The 22,783-nt window shown below is 66.8% G+C and carries 19 protein-coding genes and 1 pseudogene; 8 read left to right on the plus strand and 12 right to left on the minus strand.

Annotated features, from left to right (window positions below):
• Positions 1 to 5: 5 nt before the first annotated feature.
• Positions 6 to 2,948, plus strand: a complete 2,943-nt coding sequence (locus KF791_11250; protein ID MBX3733156.1) for a thioredoxin family protein — start codon at positions 6 to 8, stop codon at positions 2,946 to 2,948.
• 205 nt (positions 2,949 to 3,153) lie between these two features.
• On the opposite strand, the gene KF791_11255 is transcribed toward KF791_11250, so the two are convergent.
• Positions 3,154 to 4,413 carry a DUF418 domain-containing protein gene (locus tag KF791_11255; GenBank protein MBX3733157.1) on the minus strand — a complete coding sequence of 420 codons (1,260 nt, stop codon included), beginning with the start codon at positions 4,411 to 4,413 and terminating at the stop codon, positions 3,154 to 3,156.
• A gap of 170 nt (positions 4,414 to 4,583) precedes the next feature.
• Positions 4,584 to 4,784, minus strand: a complete 201-nt coding sequence (locus tag KF791_11260) for a hypothetical protein (GenBank protein MBX3733158.1) — start codon at positions 4,782 to 4,784, stop codon at positions 4,584 to 4,586.
• Positions 4,785 to 5,176: 392 nt separating this feature from the next.
• Here KF791_11260 and KF791_11265 point away from each other — a divergent pair, with 392 nt between their 5' ends.
• Entirely contained in the window at positions 5,177 to 6,181 is a 1,005-nt protein-coding gene (locus KF791_11265; GenBank protein MBX3733159.1) for a hypothetical protein, read from the plus strand.
• 26 nt (positions 6,182 to 6,207) lie between these two features.
• Here KF791_11265 and KF791_11270 read toward each other — a convergent pair whose 3' ends face one another.
• The 3 genes from KF791_11270 to KF791_11280 form a co-directional block, all read right to left on the minus strand.
• Positions 6,208 to 8,571 (minus strand): LamG domain-containing protein, encoded by a 2,364-nt coding sequence (locus KF791_11270; protein MBX3733160.1) that lies wholly within the window; start codon positions 8,569 to 8,571, stop codon positions 6,208 to 6,210.
• Positions 8,572 to 8,677: 106 nt separating this feature from the next.
• Positions 8,678 to 9,547, minus strand: a complete 870-nt coding sequence (gene mtnP / locus KF791_11275) for an S-methyl-5'-thioadenosine phosphorylase (protein ID MBX3733161.1) — start codon at positions 9,545 to 9,547, stop codon at positions 8,678 to 8,680.
• A gap of 25 nt (positions 9,548 to 9,572) precedes the next feature.
• Positions 9,573 to 11,012 (minus strand): PhoPQ-activated pathogenicity-related family protein, encoded by a 1,440-nt coding sequence (locus KF791_11280; GenBank protein ID MBX3733162.1) that lies wholly within the window; start codon positions 11,010 to 11,012, stop codon positions 9,573 to 9,575.
• Between the two features lie 151 nt (positions 11,013 to 11,163).
• On the opposite strand from KF791_11280, the gene KF791_11285 reads away from it, so the two are divergent.
• Positions 11,164 to 12,753: a calcineurin-like phosphoesterase family protein gene (locus KF791_11285; GenBank protein ID MBX3733163.1), complete on the plus strand. Its 1,590-nt coding sequence runs from the start codon at positions 11,164 to 11,166 to the stop codon at positions 12,751 to 12,753.
• A gap of 636 nt (positions 12,754 to 13,389) precedes the next feature.
• Here KF791_11285 and KF791_11290 read toward each other — a convergent pair.
• Positions 13,390 to 13,599: pseudogene (locus KF791_11290) on the minus strand (type II secretion system protein).
• Between the two features lie 150 nt (positions 13,600 to 13,749).
• Between KF791_11290 and KF791_11295 the strand changes: the two are divergent.
• Together KF791_11295 and KF791_11300 are read left to right on the plus strand one after the other, a co-directional pair.
• A complete protein-coding gene (locus KF791_11295; protein MBX3733164.1) occupies positions 13,750 to 14,220 on the plus strand; it encodes a hypothetical protein in 471 nt (156 codons plus the stop codon).
• A 148-nt stretch (positions 14,221 to 14,368) separates the two neighbouring features.
• A complete protein-coding gene (locus KF791_11300; protein ID MBX3733165.1) occupies positions 14,369 to 15,298 on the plus strand; it encodes a hypothetical protein in 930 nt (309 codons plus the stop codon).
• Positions 15,299 to 15,310: 12 nt separating this feature from the next.
• On the opposite strand, the gene KF791_11305 is transcribed toward KF791_11300, so the two are convergent.
• Entirely contained in the window at positions 15,311 to 15,901 is a 591-nt protein-coding gene (locus KF791_11305; protein ID MBX3733166.1) for a heme-binding protein, read from the minus strand.
• A 166-nt stretch (positions 15,902 to 16,067) separates the two neighbouring features.
• Between KF791_11305 and KF791_11310 the strand changes: the two genes are divergently transcribed.
• The 3 genes from KF791_11310 (at position 16,068) to KF791_11320 (ending at position 19,469) form a co-directional block, all read left to right on the plus strand.
• Entirely contained in the window at positions 16,068 to 16,406 is a 339-nt protein-coding gene (locus tag KF791_11310; protein ID MBX3733167.1) for a P-II family nitrogen regulator, read from the plus strand.
• Between the two features lie 434 nt (positions 16,407 to 16,840).
• Positions 16,841 to 18,205 (plus strand): chromosomal replication initiator protein DnaA, encoded by a 1,365-nt coding sequence (gene dnaA, locus KF791_11315; protein ID MBX3733168.1) that lies wholly within the window; start codon positions 16,841 to 16,843, stop codon positions 18,203 to 18,205.
• A 13-nt stretch (positions 18,206 to 18,218) separates the two neighbouring features.
• On the plus strand, positions 18,219 to 19,469 hold the full coding sequence (locus KF791_11320; protein MBX3733169.1) for an exo-alpha-sialidase: 1,251 nt from the start codon (positions 18,219 to 18,221) through the stop codon (positions 19,467 to 19,469).
• A 22-nt stretch (positions 19,470 to 19,491) separates the two neighbouring features.
• Here KF791_11320 and KF791_11325 read toward each other — a convergent pair whose 3' ends face one another.
• The 5 genes from KF791_11325 to KF791_11345 form a co-directional block, all read right to left on the minus strand.
• Complete coding sequence (locus KF791_11325; GenBank protein MBX3733170.1) at positions 19,492 to 20,265, minus strand: carbon-nitrogen family hydrolase; 774 nt, start codon at positions 20,263 to 20,265, stop codon at positions 19,492 to 19,494.
• A 10-nt stretch (positions 20,266 to 20,275) separates the two neighbouring features.
• Positions 20,276 to 20,704 (minus strand): DUF5069 domain-containing protein, encoded by a 429-nt coding sequence (locus tag KF791_11330; protein MBX3733171.1) that lies wholly within the window; start codon positions 20,702 to 20,704, stop codon positions 20,276 to 20,278.
• Between the two features lie 116 nt (positions 20,705 to 20,820).
• Complete coding sequence (locus KF791_11335) at positions 20,821 to 20,979, minus strand: hypothetical protein (protein MBX3733172.1); 159 nt, start codon at positions 20,977 to 20,979, stop codon at positions 20,821 to 20,823.
• A 104-nt stretch (positions 20,980 to 21,083) separates the two neighbouring features.
• Positions 21,084 to 22,508: a hypothetical protein gene (locus KF791_11340; protein MBX3733173.1), complete on the minus strand. Its 1,425-nt coding sequence runs from the start codon at positions 22,506 to 22,508 to the stop codon at positions 21,084 to 21,086.
• Between the two features lie 12 nt (positions 22,509 to 22,520).
• Positions 22,521 to 22,783, minus strand: a 263-nt coding sequence (locus tag KF791_11345; protein MBX3733174.1) for a hypothetical protein, incomplete at its 5' end; no start/stop codon positions are given.

Raw genomic sequence — 22,783 nt, forward strand, 5'->3', positions numbered from 1 at the left:
CGGTCATGCTCGACTTCCTCAACCAACTCGGCACGCCGGCATGGGGCCTGGCGCGCGCCATGTTCTTCCAGACCGCCCTGCTGGTTGCGGCACTGGTGATGTTGGACCTGCTCCTCGGCCGCCGGCTGCGGAGCGCGCTGCGTTATGGACTCTGGCTGCTGCTCGTCGTGAAGCTGCTGCTGCCGCCTTCGCTCCTGCTGCCGACCGGAGCCGGATTCTGGCTCGGCCGCTGGCTCGCCGGTCCTGTTGTGATGCAGCCGCCCGCCCGCTATCAGGTGTCCGCCGAAGCCGTGGATCCTTCGCTGGAGATTGCCTGGAACCCGCCCTTCGTGACTCCCGCCGCGCCGCCCGCTCCCCTCAGCCTTCACGCGAAGCTGCTGCTTGCGTGGGCGGCGGGAGCCCTGCTGCTGGCCCTCGGCATGATGGTCCGCAACCGGCCGATCCACCGACTCACCCGAGGGGCCCGGGACGCTTCCGCCGACCTCCAGGCCCTCCTGAACGAGGCGGCCGCGTCTGTCGGCCTGCGCCGGGTGCCCGCGTTGCGGATCAGCGAGGCCAATCACAGCCCGGCGCTCTGCGGTTTCCTCCAGCCCGCGATCCTCCTGCCGCGGGAACTCGCCGGCCAGCTCTCCCGGGAAGGCCTGCGGGCCGTGCTGCTGCATGAGCTGACGCACCTGCGCCGGCAGGACCTCTGGGTCAACCTGCTCCAGGCCCTGGTGCAGGTGCTCTGGTGGTGGAATCCCCTTGTGTGGCTGGCCAACGCCCGCATCCGAACGCTGCGCGAACAGGCCGTGGACGAAGGCGTGATGCTCGCCACGCAGCAGGACCGCGCGGCGTATCCGGCCACGCTCGTGGAGGTCGCCCGGCACTGCGCCGCGCGGCCGATGATCGCGCTGAGCTTCCTGGGCATCTTTGAATCCCGCCGCGCCCTCCGCTCCCGCGTGGACCGCCTGCTCCACGCGCCCCTTCCGCAACGTGCCGGCCTGGGCTGGTCCGGCTGGATCACGCTGCTGGTCACCGCGTTCGTCGCCCTGCCGATGGCCTTCAACCGCCGCGTCGAGGCCACGCCTGCTGATGAACCCACCGTCATCACCCGCCTCAACTGGCGGCCCTGGAGCGAAGCCGCCGTGACCGAGGCCCGCGCCGCCGGCCGGCCCGTGGTGGTGAACTTCACAGCCAAGTGGTGCGTGGACTGCCAGGTCAACCGCCGAACGTTGGAGAGCGCCGAAGTCCTGCAGGAACTCCAGGCCATCAACGCGCTGGTGCTGGAAGCGGACTTCACCCAATCCAACGCCCTCATCGCGGCCAAGCTCGCCGAACTGGGGCAACCAGGCGTTCCGTTGGTGCTGCTTTATCCGGCAGACCCGGCAGAACCGCCGAGCGCCTACACCGTGCTTCCGTCAAGCGCGTTGACGGCAAGTCTGACAGCGGCCTCCGCGCCGGCGGCACGCTACGGACTGGAACCCGGCGCCACGACTCCTGCCAGTCCAGGGCCGCTTTACCTGATGGACCCGCTGCTGGCGCGGCGTTACGGACTTGTTCCCGCAAATCCGACCGCTGGTGCTCCGGATCAAGGCCGCGTGGCCACCGTGACCGTGCCAGCGGAGGACACCGGCTTTGATCTGGATGGGAGGACAGTGAGCGCCGATGAGCTTCAGGCCGCATTGGCCGGACGTATGGTGCCAGACGCCAACCTGGTCCTACGGCTGATTGCCAACCCGGAGGTGCCCATGTCCCGGATTGTGTTCGCGATGGACGCTGCCAAGGCGGCCGGCATCACCCGGTTTTCACTCTCCACAGCCTCGCCAGACGACGCCGGCAGGGTTCCGCTGACCGTTGACGACGGGAGGATGTTTGCCGAGCCAGTGCCGCTGCTGACGCGGCAGTTCCGGGTGGATCCCAACACCTTCATCCAAGCCCTTGAGCTCGTCACGGGCGCGCCTCCTTCCGAGTCGACCGGGATCAACCAAGCCCGCCATACCCAAGGCCAGTTGCGCGAATTCTTCCGTGCCGCGGGCGTGGATTTTTCAGCGCCACCAGAGGGCGACACGCCCGACCAGTCCCGCAAGGCCGTCTTCTTCAACGACCGCGCCGGCCTGCTCTTTGTCCGGGCCACTGCGGAAGACCTGGAGATCATCGAGAAGGCCATCCAGGTGCTGAACGCCGCACCGCCACAGGTCCAGGTGGAAGTGAAGTTTGTCGAGATCGCGGACCGGGACAGCCAGGCGCTCGGTCTTGACTGGTTCCTCGGCAACGCCCCGGCCACTCCCAATCCGGGAACGCCCGATGACGGTCCTGCTCGCGGCGGTGCGCCCGGTGGCGGCCCTGGCGGAGTGTTTCCCCAAGCAGGCGGAACATCGCCCCCGCCCGGACCGCCGGGAGCCGCTCCAAGCCTTACCGGAATTCTCACCGAGCAACAGTTCCGCACGGTCCTCGCCGCGTTGGAATCGCGCCCTGGCGTCACACTGCTCTCCGCCCCAAACGTCACCACGCTCAGCGCCCGGCAGGCGCAGATCAGCATGGTGAACCTGCAGTCCGTTGTGGATGCCGACGGCACGACCAACGCCGTGCCGTTTGGACCGGTGCTCGATGTCATCCCCCATGTCACGGCGGATGGGCAGGCCATCCAACTCACCGTGATCGCCGGATTCACGGAGCTTCTCGAAACCGATCCCGCCACCCCGCACCTGCCCCGGCTGCGGAGCCGCCAGTTGATGTCGTCGGCCACCGTGCAGGATTCGCAGACGCTCGTGCTGGCAGGAGACCTCCTGGAAGGCACCGCCAGCCCCACGACGAACCAGGTGCCGACGCTCGGTGACCTGCCCAGGATCGGACGCCTCTTCCGGTCCGAAGCCAGGCCCACGCGCAAGCGTCTGCTTGTCTTCGTCACGCCCACGATCATTGACCCGGCGGGCCGGCGGGTGAACGCCCCGGCCAGTGGACAGTAAGCCTGTCCCCCGGTCTGTCCTGTCCCGGCTTTGGCGCAACGGTGTCCCGTCGGTGGGGGGGGCGGAATTCATCTCCCGGCGAGGCGCACGCCAGATTCGCATCAGCCATCGTCACCGTTCCAGGTCATCGAGCCCGGTGAGGAGGAGGAGTGAACCTGTCACACGCGCCCGCGGCCCCCCTGAGGGGTGCGGGGGCGGCCGGGTTTCAACGGACTGCGGCACCTCCGAAGCCCATCGGCTGGAATCGCAACAGGGTCAGCGAACGCCAGAGCCATTCCACCGGGCCGTAGCGGAAGTATTGGAGCCAGACGCGGCACACGAGCATCTGGAGCCCGAAGACAGCCACACCGAGCAGCAGCGCCACGCTGTTGCCGACACGCCCCAGCAGCCCGAGCCCGGCCCCGTAGAACAGGAAGGCACCCGCCAGGGACTGGGTCAGGTAACAGGTCAAGGCCATGCGACCCACGGGCGCGAAGGGCATCAGCAGTCGCCGTCCGGTATCCGTCTGGAACACCCGCACAAACAGGGCCGCGTAGAAGAGGGTCATCACGAAATTCCACAGGTCGTAGAGGCCCATCCCCGCCAGCCCGATCGGGCTCAGCAATCGAGCGGAGGCATCGCCCGATGGCGACTCCCCGGATTCACCGGTGCCGAGCAGTCGGACGACCAGAAACCCGCCCCCGACAACGAGCGGCAGGGCCACCGTCAGCCCGCCACACCATCGCAACAGGCGCTTGAAAATGGCCGCATGGGCCTCCGGAACTTCGAACAAACGCAGGCGTCCAGCCCAAAGTCCGATCAGGAAGAGGGCGAAGGTCTGGTACGCCCTCGACACCGGACCGAACTGGAACCCGAACCGTCCCCGCAGTCCCTCCGTCGCATTCAGTGCGAAGAGTTCCCGCCAGGAACCGGACTCCAGGGTCGTCCAGTAGGTCAAAACCGCGGCGGCGTCTTCCGCCGCCGCCGCCGGGGAACCGGATGCCGCCAGGGCCATCAGCAATCGCGGCAGGCCCGCAACCAGCACCAGGGCCGTCGCCCAGAGGGCCCGGCTCGGGACGTCGCGAAAGAGCAGCAGGGGAAATCCCAGCAGCGCGTAGATCATCAGGATGTCCCCGCGATACACGAGGCTGTGAACGAATCCGATGCCCAAAAGCACCGCCAGTCTCCAGGCAAACCGCCAGCGGGGGTCCGTCCCCGGCACCTTTTGCTGCGCCCGCCCCATTTGCAGGGCAAAGCTGAGTCCGAACATGAAGGAAAACAGCGCGAACCCCTTGCCGCGCACCAGCACCACGAACAAAACCTCCAGCACGGTGTCGCCCGCCCAGTGCCGCGTGTAGCTCTCATGCTCCGGGGGCGCCATGTTGGCGAGGAACTGCTCCATGAAATGGACCATGGCGATGGCCAGCAGGGCGAAACCGCGGAGGGCATCAATCAGAACCACGCGGTCGGGAGATTGCTGGGGCATGGAGGCAACTGGGGGTTGGAACCGCCGAGGGTGACCGTCGTCGCACCGGCCACTCAGGGTCAATCGCCAAACAGATCTGCCGGAACAGACCTCAGCCACGGCCGCCGGGGGATCGCGGGCGCTGGATTTGGAACCGCCGTTGCACCGGCTCCCCCTCGAGACCCGATCTCCTACCCTTGCGCCGTGATGGACGGGTCGAGCAACCACCGCCACATGGGCAGGACCTCGATGCCTTCGGGGATGCGGGTGCCGCGTGATGGTGGACCCTCTGCAATCAGCAACCTGCGGGCGGCCGGGAACGCCGCAGACGCGCCCTGGAGGGCCCGGATCTCACGCTCGAGCGTCCCGACAATGCCGATCTCGCCGGCCACCTGGATCAGCTGTGTGGAGCCATCGGAAGCCGTGGCGAGGGAGTCTCGATGGCGTCGCCCAGCTTTTGCCGGATCGAATCCCTTATTCGGTCGTTCACGGAGACCGCTTTTGTTTGCAAACGGTCTGTAGCAAAGTCTGCTTTTATGGATATCTGGACGGGTGGACGAGGACAGAAGATCGAGCGGGGACCGGCCATCCATCCGGGGAATCCGCCCGATTCGGGTCCGCGACCACCAGACCAAAGGTCACCGCACGGCAACGCCACCCGCCAAGGGCGCGGAGAACTCGGGGGACCACGCCGCGATTCGCACCGCCAATCCACGGGAGGTCGGCAGGATCGCGGCGAGTCGGGGCTTGCACCCGGTCGTTGGAGCCGGATCCTTCAGTCGCAATGTCGTCCAACGCTGACCACAAATCTCCGCTCGCGGATCCCCTGCTGATCCTGATTGCCTTCCTCCTGCTTCTGGCGACGGCCGCCACCCTCTATTTCATCCCCGGCGGCGCCTCAAAGAGCTACGTCATCGAACCCGGCGCGCGGCCGCGTCCCATCCTGACCAACCAGGTGGTCCAGGTGACGGTCGCGGAGATCGTGGCGGCGGCACCGGGCATCGCTCCCACGGCCGCGCCCGGAACGACGCCGGGGCCCGCCGCGCCTGCCGAACCGGCAAAACCCGCCACGACGCCACCCGCCCCCGCCGCCGCCGCCGTGACCGCGGCAGCCCCTGTGGTCACTCCGACCTCCGACGGACGGATCCGCGGGCGCGTGATCCTCAAGGGCACCCCGCCACCGGAGAAGGTGATCGGCGCCGTGAAGTCTGATGCCAATTGCGGCAAGGTGGCCGTTGGCGACGCGATGACCCGGGCCTATGTGGTCGGAGCGGACGGCGGTCTCGGCTATACGCTGGTCCGCATTGTCCAGGCGCCCTCCGGTGCCGGCAAATCGGCGGGCCCGGTGCTGCTGGATCAGGAGGGCTGCATGTATGAGCCCTACGTCTCGGCCATCCTGGCGGGAGAGACGCTGACCATCCGCAACTCCGACCCCTTCATGCACAACGTCAACTGCACGCCGAAGGATCCCCGCAACAAAGGGTTCAACATCAGCCAGGCCAACAAGGGCCAGATCAACGAAAAGGTCTTTGAAACCCCCGAACTGAGGATCCGTTTCGCCTGCAACGTGCATCCCTGGATGATCGCGTTCGTGCATGTGCTGGAAAACCCGTTCTTCGCCGTCACCGACGAGACGGGAACGTTCGAACTCCCCGCAGGGCTGCCGGCCGGCACCTATCAACTCGAGGCGGTCCACATGCGCTCGGATGCCGTGTCCCAGTCCATTACCATCGCTCCCGACCAGGGCGCCGACGTGACCTTCGAGCTGGCCGTAAGCTCCCGGGGGTGATCGGCCGCACGGGCCGGTCCCAGTGATCACGCCCCCGGCAGGACCCCGAAGTGCGCGAGCACATTGCGCATCAGGGTCTGGAAACGTGGATCTGCGGACAGCGCCCATCCGGACCCGATGCTTCCGGCGTTGAACACCCGCCCCCCTTCCGGGCGCTCCCAGTAAATCAGCTCGCCACCCTGGTCGGTGCGCGGCCGGATCGGGCGGAAAAAGTAGTCGAATGCCGCGCCGCCCTCGCGCCACGGGATGACGCCGTTGGCGAGCTGGACGATGCCCGGAGGATCGTCGGGCATGATGGCACCCGGGGGGGACGGTTCTTCCTGCAGCGCGGCCAGTGTGGAGAGCCGAAGGTCAATCTCGTGACCGTTGGCCAGGGGCAACCCGCCATCGGAACCGTGCCCGAAGCTCTCCCCCGGACCGATCCCGGTTTCCTCGGGCTGGTGGTAGAGGAAGTGGTCGGTCGCGGTGGCCAGAAACGGGCCAAAGTTCTTCGGATTGGACTGATTATTCCAACCGAGGGTTTCCAGACCGATGTACCGCCAGCCGGGATGCCCGCAATCGCGCAACAACCCGCCCCGCAAACCGTCGTCGCTGTGCCAGCTTTCCCCGCGTTCCTGCGGCAGCATCTGGTCGCCCGGGGCGTCCACCTTCCGGCACTCCATCACCGTCCCACCCGGGTCAAAGCTCACCCGCCAGAACAGGGAGTTCCCGGACAGCACCACGAGCTGCCCCCCGGCACCCAGGAATTCCCGAAGGCCCTGCAGCATGGGCAGCGACCAGTATTCGCTGTGCCCGTTGAGCACCACGACGCGGTGGTCGCGGAGCCGCTCCGGATGCCGATGGAGGTCGTCATCCGCCATGACCTCAAACCGGTAGCCGGTCCGTTCGAACCACGTGTGCAGGAACCGTTCGGCACGCATGAGATGGCTGTAGCGGGTGGGTCCACCGTAGAGCACATAGGGCCCGGCCACCGGCCACGGCATGCGCAGCCCGACGTGGTAGGTGCCCTGCCCCGCCGCATGGCGGCGGTACAGACAGAAGGCCGGGGGATTTCCCGGCGCGTTGGGCAGGCCGTCGGTGCCGATGACCGCGTGCAGGGCATCGGGCCACACCCCGAACGGCGCCCCGTTGTACGCCCGCCACGTGTTGGTGGCACAGAGGGCGAGGATCGGGGCCGGACGCGACCGCGCCGCGCGCCGGACGAGGAAGGTGATGTCGTACAACCGTTCGCGCCCGTCCCCAAGATACCGGATTCGGGCGGTATGAATGCCGCTCCGGGCCTCGGACGGCACCCGCCAGTTCAGCACCGGACGCCAGCCGCAATCATAGAGGTCATCGGAGGCCAGACGCAGGCCGTGTCCCCGTGAGGGATCGCGGCCGGGATCGTAATCGCCGAATCGAGGCACGTCCGGATCCCAGGAGGGACCCCCGATCATCCATGTGCCCCGGTTGCAGAGCCGTCCGTGCCGGCCCGCCCCGGACCGGTCGCCCACACGATCGCCACGTTCCTCGGAAAAATCCCACGCCGCCAGCACGCCCCGCCCGTTGGCGGTCTTGAGCCCGCGGCTCTCGGATCGGGCCACGATCTCGGCGTCAGACAATGCCCGGGCATACACGGCGCATTGCGCGAGATCGCCATCAAGATGCTTCACCACCCATCCGTCTTCCCCCATGGCACCGAGCCGGATTGGATGCCGGCCCGGCACCAGCGGACCGGCGAACGGCCACGACGCCACCCGCAGGCCATCCACCCACACCTGTTTGTCCACGCCATCCCAGCGTCCCACGACATGATGCCATCGCCCTCGCGCCACGACGCCGGGGGCCGTGCGGTGCACGACGGCCTCGTCGGGGCCCACGCCATTCCCGAGGAACCAGCCCACATACCCGCCGCTGCCCAGACCCAGGGCAAATCCGGCGTCACTGGACTTGTCCTCCTGCGTCACCAGCCCCTGGAGTCGCTCCAGGGACCAGGGGCGGACCCAGCATTCGATCGTCAGGGCTTTCCGGGACCCGCGAATCCCGCGCGGCACGTGGACATGGCTGCCCGGGTGAATCGGCTGCCGGCCCGCGGGAAACGTTCCGGCGTCGTGGATCACCAGATCGCCGGCCGGGTCATCCACCTCAATTCCCAGGCGGACCAGCTCCAGCCGATAGGGCACATCCGAACTCACGGCGAACCAAATCCGGCTTCCCGCGGTGACACTGTGTGCCTCCGCGTAGCCGTGGACGCCCGCAACCCACCCGGGGGCAGCATTCACCCCGAAGCCGCGTTCGACGTCATCAGTCGCAAGGACAGGCAACCCGCCAAGGGACGCCGCGCCCAAGGCGGCCGACCTGAGAAAATCTCGGCGTGAGGCGTGCCAGCCGGAATCGGAACGGGAGTGCATGGGGAAAGACTGACGCACCGCGGCCGTTGAGACCACTCCGGACACAGGTGCCCGCCCCACGAAATCCGGGCGCAGTTGTCAGCCAGGCCTGTGGGCACCCAAACGCTCACGCGGCGCAGTATTTCTCAAGAATCGGACCCAACCGCCGCACCGTCGCCGCGGGCCAATGGGCGCGGTCCGTCAGGATGGCGTTCTTGAGCGCCTCGTGACACGGCCAGCCCGGCGCTTCTGGAATCAGGGGCAGTGTCTTCTGCAGGATCGTCTGGGCGGCGGCGGCGTTGCGATGGAGGTTTTCGATGACGAGGTCCACAGTCACATGCGCCTCGTCCTCCTTCCAGCAGTCGTAGTCGGTGACCATCGCCATCGTGGCGTAGGCGATTTCCGCCTCACGGGCGCACTTGGCCTCGCCCAGATTGGTCATGCCGACCACGTCAAAGCCAAGGCGGTGATTGAGCATGGACTCGGCACGCGTGCTGAAGGCGGGTCCCTCCATGTTCACGTAGGTGCCGCCATCGTGGATCCGCACGCCACACCCCTTCGACGCCCGCAGCAGCAACCGGCGAAGCTCCTCACACACCGGATGGGCAAAGGCCACATGGGCCACAATACCGTTGCCAAAGAAGGTGTGGTCCGCAGCGCGTTTGGTCCGGTCAAAGAACTGGTCCACAAGCACGACGTCGCGGGGACGATACCGCGCCTGCAACGATCCGACGGCACTCACACTGAGTACCCAAGCCACGCCCAGCGACTTCAATGCCCAGAGATTGGCCCGGTGGTTCAACTCCCCGGGAAGCAGACGATGCCCCCGGCCGTGGCGGGGCAGGAAGACGACTTCCCGTCCGCACAACTCCCCGGTCAGCAGGGCATCGGAAGGCGGACCAAAAGGCGTCCGGACGCGCCGCCAGCGCTGACGCTCGAACCCGTCAATCTGGTACAGGCCGGATCCGCCGATGATGCCAATGCGGTGAGTGACCATGAGGCTCAGGACAGCCGGGATGCCTTCAACGCGAGAGGAATCCCTTGGGGCGGATTGGATTGGGCGGCGGGAACGGCAGGGTGTCCGGGGTGACCTTGACGTCGGTGGTCACCTTGAGCGGTGCCGCCGCGCCCACATCGTAGGTCAACTCCGCGAAATACGCCGTCCAGCCGCCCTCCGGCCGTGGCACGCGGGCACGAAACACGCCGGGGGCGTCCGACTCCATGGGCACCGACTGGAAGACGGGGCCGGCGACCTCCATGCGGAAGTCGCGAACGGACGGATTGTGGGCACGCCACAGGACGACCTGTTCGGGGCGGTCCTCGGTCGTGACCGTGAGCACACCGCCATCACTGTGGGTCCATTCAAATCTTGGAAACGGCCGGCGATTGGCGATCACGAACTGCCACGCAAGCAGGGTTTCGTAGGCATCGGTGTTGCGCAGGGAATGGTCCGCATTCGGCACGTAGCGGAGGTATTTCACCCCGGGAAGCCGATCGAAATAGAACTGCGAGGAGTCCGGCAGGAAGAATTGGTCTCCCGTCGCATTGATGAGGAGCTTGGGCAGGTCGAGCCGCTCCAGATAGGCAAACGGGTCCTCAATCCGGTTCAACTGCTCGATCTCGGGCGTGCCCAGCCAGTCCATGATCCGGTGCTGTTCCGCATAATTCCCGACCGCGGGAGCATAGAACCCGTAGGCCTGATAATGATGGAGCATGGACGGCTCGACATTGAGCACATCAATGACAATCGGACAGATGGCCACCACGCGGTCATCCACGATTGCCGTCGTCCACGTCGTCCAACCGCGCTTCGAACCGCCGGCCACGACGAAGCGGTCCACCGTGACCTTGCCGCCGTCCTCGGACGCGAGGAACTCGGTCACCGCATCCATGGCGCGGACTGCCGCCTTGGTCATCGGCAGCCGTGCCGGCCAGAGCGCGTCACCGGTGCGCAGGAACCGGTCCCAGGTCCAGGCAATGAAATCGTCCTCCACCCGCTCGACCCCGTCGTTGTCGAGCACCAGCGGTTGGTTGGGCACCATGCGCAGCTCCGCGACCACGCACCGGGTGTCCTTGGCGATCCGGATCAACTCGCGACCCGGTGCCGGCGGACGGGTGCCGCGGTTGTTGCCCCCGGAAATGAACAGCAGGCCCGTGGTGTGGGCCAGGTCGTCGGGCTTGACCACCAGGAGCCAGTGCTTCCACGTCGGGCGATCCACCTCGGCCGCGGACCGCCAGGTCTGCGAGGTCAGTTCCAGGGCGTACCCCGTGGCGCTCTCGTCCCGCATCGAAATCACCCGGGTCCAGCCATAGGTCGCGTCGGGCGCCGCCACGTAGCGGTCCAGCGCGGTCTGGCGCTCCGGAGGCACCGCGCGAGGACCGGCATGCAGAGCGGATCCCGCAAGCAATGCCAGAGAAACGAAACCCATCAGGAAGGGCAGGGACGGACGGCGCAACGGCATGACCGGGGAAGATTGGCGGGCCGTCCGCGCCCGGCGCGAGCGAAAAGGCCCGGGCACCGGTCCCGGAAACCCGGCCGGCGCCGCGATCCATCTGCAGCGTCCGGTCACTTGCAGTTTGTGAAACGGATCCCACCCCGGATAGCCTGCCGGCATGCACTCCAAATCCGGCAGCAGGGGGACGGGCCACCGCGGGTGGTGGGTGACGCTGATCACCCTCGGGATTGCCGTGGCGGCATCCGCCGCAGAAATCGCCACCGGCGTGGTGTTCGAGGATGCCAATGGCAACGGCCTTCGCGACCCCGGAGAGCGCGGCCTGCGGGGCGTCCGCGTCTCGAACCAGCGTGACATCGTCACCACCGACCGCGAAGGCCGGTGGCGGCTGCCGGTGTTGGACGGCCCCGAGACCACATTCTTCGTCATCAAACCCCGCGGATTCACCCCGCCCCTTTCCGCCGACCGTCTCCCCCGCTTCTTCTACACTCACAAGCCCGCCGGGTCGCCGCCCCTCAAATACGCCGGGGTCCCGCCCACGGGGCCGCTGCCGGCGTCCGTGGACTTCCCCCTCAGCCGCCAGCGGGAACCCGAGGTCTTCCAGGCGCTGTTTTTCGGCGACACCCAGCCCCGGGATCTCCGGGAGGTGGATTACTTCAAGCACGACATCGTCGAAGAGTTGATTGGCCAGACGAATGCGTCATTCGGCGTCACGCTGGGCGACATCGTGTTCGACGATCTGAGCGTCATGGAACCGCATAACGCCGCGGTCGCCCTGATCGGCATTCCGTGGTGGAACGTGATCGGCAACCACGACATCAACACCGACGCCCCCGACGCGGACGCGTTCGACGACACGTACAACCGGCTGTACGGGCCCAACTACTTCTCCTTCGACTACGGCCCGGTCCATTTCGTGGCGCTGGACAACATCCGGTGGGTGCCCCCGGCCGAGCGGACCTCAAGTTCGACGTGGCGCCCGTCGCTGGACGAGCGCCAGCTCGCCTGGCTGGAGGCCGATCTGCAGGGGGTGCCGCAACGCCAGCTGGTGCTCTTGATGATGCACGTCCCGATCAATGATCTGGCCAACCGGGAGGCCGTGTACCGGCTCATTGAAGGACGCCCGTACTGCCTGAGCATCGCCGGGCACACCCACTGGCACGAGCACCGGTTCCTGAAGGCGGAGGACGGCTGGCGCGGTGCACGTCCGCATCATCACATCGTCAACGTCACGGCCTGCGGCAGCTGGTGGGGCGGTGCACCGGACGAGCTCGGCATTCCCCAGACCACGATGTCGTGTGGAGCCCCCAACGGCTACACGGTGCTCACGTTCCGCGACCGGGGGGTGAGTGTGGATTTCAAGGCGGCCCGGCGGCCCGGCGGCTACCAGATGAACATCCACACCCCCGAGACGGTGGCGTCGGCGGCGACCGGCTCGACCCCGGTCTACGTGAACCTCTTCAACGGTGCCGAAAACTCCGTCGTGGAGATGCGCCTCAACAACCGCGGGCCGTGGCTGAAACTCCAGCAGGTGCGCGAGCCGGACCCGGTGTTCGTCGCCCAGCGGGAGCGCGAGGGCACCAATGCAGTGGCGCCATGGCGGCTCCTGCCCAAGCCGATCCCGTCCCCGCACCTCTGGAAGGGATCGCTGCCCGACGGGCTCCCGCCGGGCACGCATTACATCTGCGTCCAGGGACGTGACGTGAACGGCACCCTGCATCCGGCGATGCGCGCCATCACCGTCGAATGAGGGGCCTCAGCGAATGCGCTGGAGGGTCCAGTCCGCCCGGTCGGCCTGATTGGCCCAGTGGCGCATGTCCGACAGTTCGCGGTGATTCAGCGCCTCGACGTGGCCATCCACCATGCCCGCCACGGCCCGGCCCGAAAATCGCGGATGCACGTGCCCCCAGGCCTCGGGTCCATCCCCGGCCCGAAACTGCTCGGACCAGCGCCGGGCCATGAAGAACGGCGATTTGACGAGGTAGAATCCCTGGACCACCCGCCCCTCGAAGGGGCCGCGCGCCGACGCGAAGACGATCAGGTCGCCGGGACTCCAGGCGTCCGTGGTCTTCAACACGCAGAACGGACCGAAGCGCTCAAAGGCCCGGGGTTCGGGCGGCAGCTCCAGATCGTCGCCACCCACGAAGGTCGCGTTGATGCCCAGCGACGGAAACACGCTCGCCGCATAGGTCGCAATGAAGGGGTCCTCCAATCGCTGGAACTGCTCGAGCAGCGGGCGGTTCTCGTTCACATACATCGCCGGAAAACTGCGCCCAAGCCACGGTGCGAGGCGCCAGGGATACCGGCTGTTGATCGGATTGGGCACCGGCTGCCCGGAGTGGTCCACGGGCAGGGGTTCCCCGGGCTGGAACTGGCGGTAGCCCTTCAGCACCCGGTCGCCGTGATCATCGGCGTACACGTGCCAGGCGAGCATCAACTGCCGCGCGGCCGACATTTCATTGACCTTCCGTGCCTGGGATTTGGCCCTGCCCAACGCCGGCAGGAGCAAGCCGGCAAGAATCGCGATGATCCCCACCACCACCAGCAGTTCGAGCAGGGTGAATCCGGCGTGCCGGCGCTGCCCGCTCCGGGGCATCCCGGCGTTGGAACCATTCCAGAGCACGGCCGGATTATAGCCGGGGCCAGGGAGGCGGCTTGCGGAATCTTGCCATTGATTGTCGCGCAAATGGTCGGGACATTGGCGCGATCAATGGCTACTGATAGATCGAATTCAATTTGAGCCGTCATGAAGTCCCTCCGCATTCTTCCCGCAGCGGTGCTGCTGACGCTGGCCGTACCCGGACTGCCCATCCCCGCCACCGCGGCCGACGAGGCGACCCCCGGGGGCGGAGGCGCTATTCCCGCCCCCGCAGCGGGTCTCCCGCGCCCTCCAGCCGCCGAACGTGCCGAGGCCGGCCGGGCGCGCAGTGAGGCCACGCTGGCAGAACTTGGCCTGACCGACGCGCAACGCGACCAGTTGCGGGAGGCGCAACGCGATCAGTTGGAGAAGCTCCGGGCCGTCCGCGACGACTCCAGTCTCACACGCGAACAGCGCATGGCGAAAATCCGGGAACTCCGCGAGGCCGCAGCCGCCACGACCCGATCCATCCTCACCGAAGAGCAATACGAGAAGTGGCAAAAGTCGCGGGCGTCCCGCCTGTCCCGCCCGGGCGCCCCCGGGGCGGACGCCCCGGCACCCCCCGCCCCGGATGCCTGAGAGGGACCGGTGGAGCCTCCGTCTCGGTCGCTGACGCGGCGGCCATCGGGGGACCGTGTCGCCCCGGCCACCCGGCACGACGCCGTCCCCGCACCATCACGGTCCGGCGTTCACGGCAGAGTTCCCGCCCCCCTTCCATCGCCTCCCGGTGCGATTCAACCTCCAAATCCTCCTCCGGTGCTGCGCCCTGTCCGTCGCCACGGGCAGCCCGGGCGTTTGGGGTGACCCAACTCCGGCAGAAATACCCTCGCCCGGCCCCGCGTCGCCGTGGACCAACAGCGCGGTCCATGCCGCGTTTCAACTCACGCCCCGCCTCTGGTCCGGCGCACAACCCGGGAATGACGAGGCCTTCGCCGCACTCGCCCGGTCCGGGGTCAAGGTGGTGGTGAGCGTGGATGGCGCGTCTCCGGATCTCGAGACCGCCCGGCGTCACGGCCTGCGCTACGTTCACGTGCCCATCGGATACGATGGGGTGTCGTCCACCCGTTTGACCCAGCTCGTCCAGGCGACCCGGGAGTCCACCGGCATCGTGTTCGTCCACTGCCATCATGGACGACACCGCGGACCGGCCGCCGCCGCGATCATGGCCATGGCGGACGGGGCGTGGTCCCCGACGCAGGCGGCATCCTTCCTGACCCAGGCGGGAACGGATCCCAGCTACGTCGGTCTCTACACAGCGGTCCAAAACTTTGCCCTCCCGGCGACCCCGCCGGCTGGCGACGCCCCACCTCTTGCCGAGTCCGTCCCTCCCTCCGGCGAGGTGGAGGTCATGGTCACGCTGGACGGCCACCTGGACCGCCTCAAGGTGCAGGTCGCGCAGCGCGACGGCCGGGAATCATCCGGGGATTCCAGGGGCCTGCGCACCGAGGCGCTGCTGATGCTGGAAGCGCTCCGGGAATGGGGACGGCACCCCGGCATCGCGAGCCGCACCCCCGGGTATCGGCAACAGCTCGCGGAGACGGTGGACGCCGCCCAGCGACTCTGGGAAATCCTCGGAAATCCCGCAACCGACCCGGGCCCCGCGCTGAAAGCCCTCGGAACCGCGTGCAGCGCGTGCCACCGACAGCATCGGCACTGAGCGCCGCCGCTCTCAGCGCACGTCGGCCGCCCCGGGCTTCCATGTAGTGGGAATCATCACCTCGTTGCGTCGCAGGAAGCCGGGAATCCAGGGCGGATCATAGTACGCGAAGACCGGGGCACCCTCCTGTGGAAGATTTCGCGCCCGCATCCAAACCTCGAGTTCACCGACCGCATCGCCATCCGCGCCCTGCCGGCTCCCGCGGAACCGACGCACGGCATAGGTCGCGGGTTCCAGCGCCGTCACCGCCACGGCATCCCCGGTCGGTGCGGGCGGTGCGTCGAGTCCGGCCGGCAGCACGAAGGCCATCGAAGCGTTGGTGGTGCCCACGCCTGCCATGAGGACCGGAGTGGTCATGGCAATTTTCTGTTCGGCCTCGTTGCCCTTGGAGATGTAGCGGAAGAGCCGCATGAAATCGTCCCCGGATGCCGGGGTCCTGGCGACCCGCAGGGCCGGGTACTGGCGAACCTCCACACCCTCCTCCTCGAACAACACCTGGTAGGGCGCCGATTCGTATCCCGCCCGGGTGACCTGGCACCCGGCGATCCCCAGCGCACCACCCGCAGCCACGGCGATCAGCGCCAACGAAAACCGACGGTTCATGAGCAAAAACTCCCCCCGAATCCCCGGTTTGCAACCCGGCCGCACTCCCCCGGATCCGGGGCCTGCGCCGACAGCCCACGAAGTCCTGAGGGGCCCGGAGAAATCCGTTTACTTCAACGACGATGCCGGCATAGAAAAGGAGCCGGTCCGAATGCCCCCCCTGCCCATGAAAAAAATCGAAGCGATCATCAAGCCCTTCAAACTCGAGGAAGTGAAGGAATCCCTCAACGAAGCGGGCGTCGAGGGCATGACCATCAGCGAGGTCAAGGGGTTTGGCCGACAGAAGGGCCATACCGAGGTGTACCGCGGGAGCGAGTACACGGTGGACTTCCTGCCCAAGATCAAGATCGAAATTGCCGTGGCCGATGCCCGGGTGCCGGCAGCCATAGCAGCGATCATCAAAGCCGCCAAGACCGGCAAGATCGGGGACGGCAAGATCTTCGTCTCCAGCCTCGATGAGGCGGTGCGGATCCGCACCGATGAACGCGGCGAAGCGGCCGTTTGACCCCGGGTCCGGCCCGACAGCCGCCCCCGGCCGTCCCAAGACCGGTCCCCACCCGGTCCGCAGGAACCCAAAACGGCAAAAAAGCGAACGAAAAACAGCCTGTGAATAACGTGGGGAAAAGTCTCAACAATTTCGTCTAGTTTGCAGCAACCCGACAGCCTACAAGCCAGCCGTCGTCGCGCCGTCTCAAGAAAGCCATCCGTCGCGCCTCAAAGTTGAACTCCGGTGAAAATTTATTGTAAACAGTTGTATTCGAGTGATTTAGAATCGTTGTCGCCCCGGGCTGAAGCCGCCGGCCTCTCGGGACCGCATCCCACCTATTTCCTTGGGAAACGCAGGGTTGCGCCCCCGGGCGCCGCGTTTCAACCCGGTGACAACGGGTCGTGAATAAGCTGGCAAATCTCCCCCGGAACCTCTCCTCCGAAGCCCACCCGATGGCCTCCACCACCCAGAGCCTCTGGACCGGGGTGCAACAGCACCTCAAGGACCTGCTGAAGCCCGATATCTACGCCCTTTGGTTCGAGCCCATCCGACCGGTCTGCCTCGACGGAGACCGGCTCCAGTTGGAGGTCCGCGACGACTTCTGCGCGATGTGGCTGAAGGACAATTACCTCGACCTGTTGCGATCCACGGCCAGCCGGCTCGCAGTGCGTCCGGTGGACATTGATTTTGTGGTGGGCGCGCCGGGCTCCGCGCCGGCTGCGTCCCTGGTTCGCGATGCCCCGGCCCGCGGGGTGCGGCCCGACGGACGCTCCCCAGCCAACGGGCGCCCCATTGAGGCCTCGTTCAACCCCAACAACACCTTCTCAACGTTCGTGGTGGGCTCCAACAGCCAGATGGCGCACAGCGCCTGCCTGGCGGTCTGCCAGCATCCCGGGCGCTCCTACAATCCCCTGTTTCTGTTCGGCGGGGTCGGTCTCGGCAAAACCCACCTGCTCAACGCGATCGGCCAGGAGATCCTCAGCCAGCGCAAGCACTTCAAGGTGGCCTTCCTGAGCTGCGAACGGTTCACCAACGAGTTCATTGACGGCCTGCAGAACAACTCGCTGGCCCGCTTTCGACGGCGGTACCGACAGGTGGACTGCCTGCTGGTGGACGACATCCAGTTCCTCGCGGGCAAGGAACGGATCCAGGAGGAGTTCTTCCATACGTTCAACTCGCTGCATGAGGCGCGGAAGCAGATCGTGCTCACCTGTGACAAACCTCCGAGCGAGATCCCGGGGTTGGAGCAGCGGCTGATTTCCAGGTTCGAATGGGGCATGGCGGCCGACCTGCAGCCGCCCGATGTCGAAACCCGCCTCGCCATCCTTCGCCAGAAACAGGTGGTACTCGGTGTGGATCTCGAGCCCGGCATCCTCCAGTTCCTCGCCGATCGCATCCGCACCAACATCCGGCGCCTGGAGGGCGCGCTGGTCCGCGTCGCCAGCTTCAACAAGCTCACCGGTCGCCCCCTCCGCCTCGAGGATGTTGAGCATCTGCTCCGCGAAATCCTCCAGGAGGAGAGCCGTCGCGCCATCACCTTCGAAGTGATCCAGAAGCGGGTCGCCGAGCACTACGACATCCGGCTCGCAGACATGACCAGCAAGCGGCGTCCCGAGAACATCGCCTTTCCCCGCCAGGTGGCGATGTACCTGTGCCGCAATCTGACCGAAGCCTCGCTGAGCGCGATCGGCGACGCCTTCGGGGGCCGCGACCACGGCACGGTCCTGCACGCGGTCCGCGCGGTGAAGAACCGGATGGAGGTGGATCCGCAGGTCCGCCAGACGGTGGGCTACCTGGAAAAACAACTGCTGCGCTGACGCGCCCTGGGTCATGCGCCAGGCCGCAAACTTCCTGCCGCTCCTCCCGGTACTGCCGGTACTGTTCACACTCCTCGGCCTGTCGCTGGGGCCGCCCGCCGTCGCGGCGGCGGAACCGGAGCATCACTCACAGCGGATCTTCCCGGTCGAACCCTGGCACAACCACGGTTCCTGCATTGTGGAAGCCCCCAACGGCGACCTCCTGGCCTGCTGGTTCCACGGCTCCGGGGAACGCAAGGCGGACGATGTTCGCATCGAAGCCGCCCGTCTCCCGGCCGGTTCCAGAACCTGGGGGCAGCGCTTCGTGCTGGCCGACACTCCGGGGTATCCAGACTGCAACCCATCGCTCCACGTGGATCCCCGGGGCCGCCTCTGGCTGTTTTATCCCACCATCCTGGATCACCGGTGGGAGGGCGCCCTGCTCAAATACCGGGTCAGCACCGACTGGCAGGAGACCACGCCACCGCGCTGGGAGCGCAGCGAGGTCCTCCACGTCACCCCCGGACCGGAATTCGACGCTGCCATCGCCCGGCGCCTGCCGGAACTGGAGCAGGCGGCCGGGGTGGCATCCTGGGACGACCGGACACGCCGCGAAGTCGAGGAATATCTGGAGTCCATGCGGACCCACGCCACCAACAAATTGTACCGCCGCCTCGGCTGGATGCCCCGGGCGCATCCGATTCAACTCGGGGAACGGTTGATCCTCGGCCTCTATCACGATGGATTCTCCTGCTCGTTGATGGCGATCACCGACGATGACGGCCTTCATTGGCGGACCAGCACCCCGCTGATCGGGGGCGGCAACATCCAGCCCAGCCTTGCCCGACGGCGCGACGGCACCCTCGTCGCCTGCATGCGGGACAACGGCCCCCCACCGAAACGGCTCCTGATGGCGACCTCCGGCGACCTCGGGGAGACCTGGGGTCCGGTCTCGGATAGTGAGATCCCCAACCCCGGTTCGGGTGCGGACGTCCTGGTGCTTGCGGATGGCACCTGGGCCTTCATCGGCAACGACACCGAATCAGGCCGGCATTCCCTTGCCGTCTGGTTGAGCGACGATGAAGGGCGCACCTGGAGGTGGCGGCGGGCGCTCGAGCGGGTGGAGCCGGGCCGGGGCTCTTTCTCCTATCCAAGCCTCATCCAGACTCGCGACGGGTGGCTCCACGCGACCTACAGCGATCATCCCGGTGGCGGCGGCACCATTGCCCATGCCGCATTCAACGCCGAATGGGTCCGGGCCGGTGCGGACACCCCCGCCCCCTGATCCCACCCATCTCCGAATCCCGTCACACCGGCCAGCGCCGATCACGAAGCGCGGGGAAGCTGGCACGCCATTCGGCGACGGCGCCCGGTTCGAGAACCGCCTGCACGAGTCGGGGGGTGTCGTCGCCCTCCGCCAGGGTGTTGCCCTGCGGGTCCACAATTGCAGTGCGTCCCGGATACTCGAGCTGGGGATCCGTGCCACAGCGGTTGACGCCGACGACGGCCGACTGATTCTCGATCGCGCGGGCCCGCAGCAGCGTGGACCAATGCCGCGCGCGGCCGAGCGGCCATTGGGCGATCACGGCGAACAGCGTTGCGCCCTGGTCCACCGCCGACCGGAAGATTTCCGGAAACCGCAGGTCGTAGCAGACGAAGGGTGCGATCTGGAAGCCGCCCCACTCGAAGGTGACCACGGCATCGCCCGCGCCGTAGTGAAGGGCCTCATCGCCAAAGCGGAACGGGTGGATCTTGGAATAACGCGCCAGCAACCGGCCGTCGGGCGCAAAGGCCACCGCCTGGTTGTAGGGCTTGCCCTCCCCGTCCCGGCCACCCACCACGCCCCCCAGCACCGCCGATCCAGTTTCGCGCGCCAGCGCCACCAGGAATTCCTCACCTTCCGGAGGCTCCCCCTGCCGGGTCCGGTCCACACGCAGGCTGAATCCAGTGGAGAACATCTCCGGGAGCACCACCAAGGAGCCTGGCGGAATCGCCGCGCCCTCCAGCATCCGTCGAACCTGGTTGAAATTGGCGGTCTTGTCCTCCCAGGAGACCGCCCACTGCACGCCAACGACCGTCACGTGGCCGACCTCACAGACGCTGTTCGTCGGCGTCAATGAAATCCACGAACGTCTGGATGTCGTCCCGATGCCCGAGCCCCGCCTCCGCCTTCCGCATCTGGAGCCGCTGCCGCAGCGCCGGATCCTCCTCGCGTCCGCGGTTCAGCAGCCATTGGTTGAAGGACTCCTTCTCGGCCGGGGACCGCTGCACGTGGCGCCGTACCCAGTCGCACACCTCCCCGTCCGTGAGGGTGCCCCGCACCACCCCGATAAACTGTTCGGCGGACACGCCGGCATGCCTGAGCCATTCCGCATCGAACCCCTTGTAGGCGAAGTTCCCTGCGTAGTCCGGCCCCAGACGGCCGGCGAGGTGCAGGCGGGTCTTGTCCAGAAGTCGGGGCAAATGGCACCAGCCGTTCATCTGCTCCCGTGGCGAACGGGGATAAATCACGTCACTCATGAGGACGCCATCATGCGCCGCCCCCGGCCACCGCGAAAGCCCCGAAGCGCACCCCGGCGGGGCGATACCAAGCGCGGCCAGGCCCGCTTCCATTGACTGCGAGGCCCGTTGAGGATTCAGGCGTCGTCGGAAACCTGGATCACACTTTCCGGCCCGCCGGGCACTACAAACCGCATCGAATTCTCAAGAGAACTGGAGGCGTCCACCTGGGAATCGCGGATGAAGGTGGTCCTGTCGGGAACGGGAACCTCCACGTTCAGCGATCCCGCGACCACGGATCGTCAGGGCTTCCACCGGGCCGTTCGCGTGGGCTCCCAATGACCTGTTCCTCCGGAGGCATGGCGGGGAACTGCCTGCGGATTGGTCCCAGGGACCGATGTCAATCAGCCTGCAATTCCGAACTCCGGATCCTGTTCCGGACCCCATCCGGAACGTGGCGGGGTATGCGGGCTGGCACGAGAAAATCGACCCGATGTGTGAGCATCACTTCAACGAAGACGTCGAATGGGGCCGTCGCATTGGTCTGGAGCTGGGAAGGGAAGAGCTCCCAGGAGGACTGACGGCCGATCTGGCCAAAGTGGAGCGGGTCCTGGTGGGTCAACGGCTTCCAAGTGCGCCCTTCCCTATCCTCAATGGAGACGACACGCACCGTCGAGTTGGAGTGGACTCCGGTTAGGGTCATGGTCACCTGCACGGGTTCTCCCCAAGGGGAATCGGAGGGAGAGTCTCTGTACCATACCCGGACATCCCCCACGCCGAGGCCTGGTATCCGCCGGGACAATTGCTGCGACGGTGGTGCCGGAACCGGGGATGAGACCGGCAGCAGGCCTGATTCGTCCCAAGGCGGTGTCCGCAAAGGGCTGCTGTCCGGAACTCCGGCAAATTGCAGCACTTCCGACCGTTCTTCCTCCGGTCGGGGCGACAACTCCACGCTGAGCTGCCACGCGGGATCGTCGTCAAACAGCGTGGCACTGCTCCAGTAGCGAACGCTTCCCCCGTCCGTTTGCGCGTCGGAGCTCGGAAAGCGAGCCAGTGCAATGCGGTTTCCGGTGGGATCGGATAGGGTGACCCGGCGAATTCGCTGCCGCACATCCGGGTCGCGGAAATCTCCCGCAAGCTCCGCCACAATCCGGGTGTGCATCCAGCGGCGCCCTGCGTTGGTGCGAATGGACCGTTCCACGTGGACGTCGTCCACACTTAGGTTCATTCCATGGATGGAGCGACGCACCGGAAACGGCTGGGGCGTCCAGAACGGGCCGTCAAAGGGTGACGGATTCCGGACCCGCAAAGTTCCGGCGTGGCGGACATGCGACGAGGGATCCGATGCACCACGGCCGGCGGACGCGAACTCGAACAGAATGGTCCGCGGACGCCTCGGGTATATCGGGGCGTCGAACAGCCAGGGCCACCCTGCCCTTTGAGGATAGACCTCCAGTCCCCACGGCAGACCGTCATCCGCCAGAGGTCGCATCACCACCAATTGAGGCACAAACGGGGAGCGCAATCCGCCGCGGTTGCTGGGGCTGGCATCCCAGAACCAGAGAATCAATGTGGCGTCTTCGCTCGTCCGGGAAATCACGGGGGCAGCGCTGCCGGGCGACAGGCGTGCCAGAACATCCCTCAGCCAGGCCGGAGCCCTGCCATGCAGCTGGCGAAGGCGCTGCCCCGGCATGACGTGGTTGGTTCCCTGAGTCGCCCCTAGGAACTGCACTTGCAGTTCGCGATTCACCGTGAACGTCTCAGCACCAAGTCGGGCCTGGATGATCCAGAGGCCGATTCCCAACCAGACGAGGCGCGGGGGCATTGGAAGATCGGGTCAGGCCAGCCGGATCTGCATCCGTCGGACCCAGCGCAGGTCGCGCGCCGGGAGGACGTTGTTGGCGAAGGATGCCTTCATCCGGGCGAAGTTCCGTTGGAATCTCGCGACATCACCCGCATGTCCGTCACGGTGATGGACCTGCGGCCCGCGGTCAATGAACGTCACCGCCCGTCCCCATGCACGCCGGTCGGTCGTGGTGATGCTCAAACGCACTGGGAACCACCCAACTGGGTCGTGGCGACCCGCCCCGACCCTCCAGC

Source organism: Verrucomicrobiia bacterium (genome assembly GCA_019634635.1).
Taxonomy (GTDB): domain Bacteria; phylum Verrucomicrobiota; class Verrucomicrobiia; order Limisphaerales; family UBA9464; genus UBA9464.

What these genes read in the sequence shown, in the direction of transcription:
- KF791_11250 (MBX3733156.1), top strand. Translation starts at nt 6, where the DNA reads ATGCTCGACTTCCTCAACCAACTCGGCACGCCGGCATGGGGCCTGGCG.
- KF791_11255 (MBX3733157.1), bottom strand. Translation starts at nt 4,413, where the DNA reads ATGCCCCAGCAATCTCCCGACCGCGTGGTTCTGATTGATGCCCTCCGC.
- KF791_11265 (MBX3733159.1), top strand. Translation starts at nt 5,177, where the DNA reads ATGTCGTCCAACGCTGACCACAAATCTCCGCTCGCGGATCCCCTGCTG.
- KF791_11270 (MBX3733160.1), bottom strand. Translation starts at nt 8,571, where the DNA reads ATGCACTCCCGTTCCGATTCCGGCTGGCACGCCTCACGCCGAGATTTT.
- mtnP (MBX3733161.1), bottom strand. Translation starts at nt 9,547, where the DNA reads ATGGTCACTCACCGCATTGGCATCATCGGCGGATCCGGCCTGTACCAG.
- KF791_11280 (MBX3733162.1), bottom strand. Translation starts at nt 11,012, where the DNA reads ATGCCGTTGCGCCGTCCGTCCCTGCCCTTCCTGATGGGTTTCGTTTCT.
- KF791_11285 (MBX3733163.1), top strand. Translation starts at nt 11,164, where the DNA reads ATGCACTCCAAATCCGGCAGCAGGGGGACGGGCCACCGCGGGTGGTGG.
- KF791_11295 (MBX3733164.1), top strand. Translation starts at nt 13,750, where the DNA reads ATGAAGTCCCTCCGCATTCTTCCCGCAGCGGTGCTGCTGACGCTGGCC.
- KF791_11305 (MBX3733166.1), bottom strand. Translation starts at nt 15,901, where the DNA reads ATGAACCGTCGGTTTTCGTTGGCGCTGATCGCCGTGGCTGCGGGTGGT.
- KF791_11310 (MBX3733167.1), top strand. Translation starts at nt 16,068, where the DNA reads ATGAAAAAAATCGAAGCGATCATCAAGCCCTTCAAACTCGAGGAAGTG.
- dnaA (MBX3733168.1), top strand. Translation starts at nt 16,841, where the DNA reads ATGGCCTCCACCACCCAGAGCCTCTGGACCGGGGTGCAACAGCACCTC.
- KF791_11320 (MBX3733169.1), top strand. Translation starts at nt 18,219, where the DNA reads ATGCGCCAGGCCGCAAACTTCCTGCCGCTCCTCCCGGTACTGCCGGTA.
- KF791_11330 (MBX3733171.1), bottom strand. Translation starts at nt 20,704, where the DNA reads ATGAGTGACGTGATTTATCCCCGTTCGCCACGGGAGCAGATGAACGGC.
- KF791_11340 (MBX3733173.1), bottom strand. Translation starts at nt 22,508, where the DNA reads ATGCCCCCGCGCCTCGTCTGGTTGGGAATCGGCCTCTGGATCATCCAG.